The sequence below is a fragment of the Ruminococcus sp. CAG:330 genome (genome assembly GCF_000437175.1).
Taxonomy (GTDB): domain Bacteria; phylum Bacillota; class Clostridia; order Oscillospirales; family Ruminococcaceae; genus Ruminococcus_C.
Genome location: NZ_FR898075.1, coordinates 16,356 through 19,436 on the forward strand (window position 1 = coordinate 16,356; position 3,081 = coordinate 19,436).

Below are 3,081 nucleotides of genomic sequence, written 5' to 3' on the forward strand. Positions count from 1 at the left end.
CTTCCATTGACCGGTATTTGGCGAACCGTCAGGAACCGGAAAAAATCACCTATGCGCACCCGCTGCTGGAACCGATTTTGCGGCCGACTTACGGCTGTATGATCTATCAGGAACAGGTCATGGAAATCTGCCGAGTTCTGTCAGGGTACTCCTATGGCAGAGCAGACACTGTGCGCCACGCCATGTCCAAAAAGATGAAAGAGGAGATGGAGCGGGAACGTCAGGTATTCATCTATGGCTGCGACGGCAAGGACGGCACATCTCCCTGCTGCGGTGCTGTGGCAAACGGCGTTCCGGCTGAAACTGCCAACGCCATTTTCGATGAGATCTCCGCTTTTGCATCCTATGCATTTAACAAATCGCACGCCGTCGCCTATGCAACACTGGCGTACCAAACGGCATATCTGAAATGCCATTACTTTGCGGAATACATGGCTGCACTGCTCACCAGTGTCATGGGAGAGACGGAAAAAGTGATGGAATATCTGTCCGCCTGCCAGAGTGCCGGCGTGGAGGTACTTCCGCCGCACGTCAACCGAAGCGGTGTGGATTTCCTGCCGCAGAATCATCAGATTCAATTCGGTATGCTGGCTGTCCGCAATCTGGGACGTGGTTTTCTGGAAGCCATGGTACAGGAACGCTCCAAATCAGGCGCATTCACAGGGCTGCAGGACTTTTGCCGCCGCATGCTTCCGCTCGGTCTGAACAGACAGGCGCTGGACAGCCTGATCTGCTGCGGTGCGCTGGATGAGCTTGGTCTGAATCGGCAGCAAATGCGGCAGAGTGCAGAACAGGTGATGGCATTCTGCCGGGACGCACAAAATCGAGTGATGACCGGACAGATGAATCTGTTTGGCGGCGCAGATGATAGCACTGCTGCGGATTTGATACAAATTCCGTATGTGGCAGAATATTCTGCTGAGGAACTGATGCAGCTGGAACACGACAGCATGGGCTTTTATTTTTCCAGTCATCCGCTTCAGCAATTGGACTGGCTGGGACGGCTGCTCCATGTCCAGCAGGCTGCTGCACTACCGGAACTGCCGGACAATGCGTCCGTATTCCTGCTGGTAACGCTGCAAAACGTCCGAAAGCACACCACCCGACAGGGCGGAAGCATGTGCTTTCTCACCTGCGAAGATCGCACTGGCACAGCAGATTGCGTGGTTTTTTCGAATCTGTATCCGGATGTGCGTTCCAAACTGAAAAGACAGGTGACCCTTTGGATACGAGGCAAAATCACCCAAAAAGAAGAGCGGGTTAGCGTTCGCTGCGAGAGCATTCTGACAACTGAGGAGATTCGGCAGCTGTTTCCGCAGAGCCGGCTGTGCTTCAAGCTGCCGTCAACAGCACGGGATGCTTTCCAAAAAATTGCTGCACTCTCTGCGAAATTTCCAGGGAAAGTTCCGGTTTGCTTTTACCTGACGGATCAGAAACGCACAGTTTCCCCAAAAGTTCCATGCATGCTTGCCCTGACGGAAACAGTCGGTGCAGCTCTTTGCCGCATTGTTCCAGCCGAGCGAATCGGTCTGCTGCTGCCACCTGCTGGAAAAAACAGGTGATGGAAACACAGATGTTCTCCCTTGACAAACGCCGTTTTTCGGGGATTTCCGGCTATATTTTCTCAAAAACATGTTAACTTTTTAGGAAATCACTTGACAATACAAGATTTTTCAGTATAATAGAATATAGGTGAAGTGGAAATCAGATGATGTTGCAGAGCGTTCCTGAATCGGGGCTTTGTTTCTGTTTTTCATTTCAATTTTTTTGCCATGCGGCGGAGGAGTTTGTATACGGTATGATTAAGACGATTGGTGTATTAACAAGCGGCGGCGATGCCCCTGGAATGAACGCAGCAGTACGTGCTGTTGTTCGCGCTGCATTGAAAAAGGGCATGAATGTGTACGGCGTAAAGCGCGGTTACTGCGGTTTGATTGAAGATGATATTGAGCCGCTGAACGAGCTGAGCGTAGCCGGCATCATTCAGAGAGGCGGTACCATGCTCTATACCGCACGAAGCGCAGAATTCCGCACAGAAGACGGCGTGCTCTTGGCAAAGGAAAACTGCGAGAAGCACGGTCTGGAGGGTCTGGTTGTCATCGGCGGTGACGGCTCGTTCCGTGGCGCAGCAGATTTGTCCGCACACGGAATTGCCTGTGTTGGTCTGCCGGGCACCATCGACAACGATATTGCCTGCACAGAGTATACCATTGGTTATGATACCGCAATGAACACAGCAATGGAACTGATGGACAAGCTTTCTGATACCAGCCAGTCTCACTATCGTTGCAGTGTTGTTGAGGTTATGGGTCGTGGCGCTGGCTACATCGCTGTGAACACCGGTGTTGCTTCCGGCGCACTGGAGATCATCACAAAGGAAATGCCTTACGATCTGGATAAGATTGCAAAGAAGATGCTGGAATTCAAGGCAAGAGGCAAGCAGAACTTCATCATCGTTGTGGCAGAAAACATCGGCCATGCAGATGAGATCGCAAAGCTGCTGCAGGAAAAGACCGGTATCGAATCTCGTTCCACCATTCTGGGTCACGTACAGCGTGGCGGTTCTCCGACCGTTCGTGACCGTGTTGTTGCAACAGAAATGGGCTACTATGCTGTAGAGCTGCTGGAACAGGGCATCGGCAACCGTGTCGTTGGTATGCAGGGCGGCAAGATTGTTGACTTCGACATTCAGGAAGCACTGGCAATGTCCAAGCCGTACGATGAAAAGCTGCACCACATTGCAGAAGACGTTGCATTCTAAGAAATAGATGTGGTTTCGACCATTTTTCATACAGGGGAGTGTGTGGATACCAAGGGGTATCTGTGCGCTCCTTTTGTTATTACAAGAAAGGACTGTGGATTCACATGAACACAATTGGTTTTCTCGGAACCGGCAATATGGGGACTGCCATTTTGAAAGGCATCGCCGGAAGCAGCATGAAATCGGAGACAAAGCTTTACGCCTACAATCCGACCGCTGCCAAGGTGGATGCGCTGGCGTCCTATGGCGTACAGAAATGCAGCAGTGAGGCGGAAGTTGCGGCAGCCTCGCAGTATCTTTTTCTGGCAATCAAGCCGCAG

The 3,081-nt window shown here is 51.6% G+C and carries 3 protein-coding genes; all 3 read left to right on the top strand.

What is annotated here, in order from left to right; genetic code table 11:
* On the top strand, positions 1 to 1,562 hold a 1,562-nt coding region (locus QZL66_RS08515), incomplete at its 5' end, for a helix-hairpin-helix domain-containing protein (RefSeq protein WP_293602068.1).
* Positions 1,563 to 1,798: 236 nt separating this feature from the next.
* Positions 1,799 to 2,761, top strand: coding sequence for a 6-phosphofructokinase (pfkA, locus tag QZL66_RS08520; RefSeq protein WP_022411293.1), 963 nt, complete (start codon positions 1,799 to 1,801; stop codon positions 2,759 to 2,761).
* Between the two features lie 104 nt (positions 2,762 to 2,865).
* The coding region (locus tag QZL66_RS08525; RefSeq protein ID WP_293602070.1) for a pyrroline-5-carboxylate reductase family protein at positions 2,866 to 3,081 on the top strand (216 nt) is incomplete at its 3' end.

Excerpts from the sequence above, each read along its gene's own strand:
- pfkA (WP_022411293.1), top strand. The coding sequence starts at position 1,799 with ATGATTAAGACGATTGGTGTATTAACAAGCGGCGGCGATGCCCCTGGA.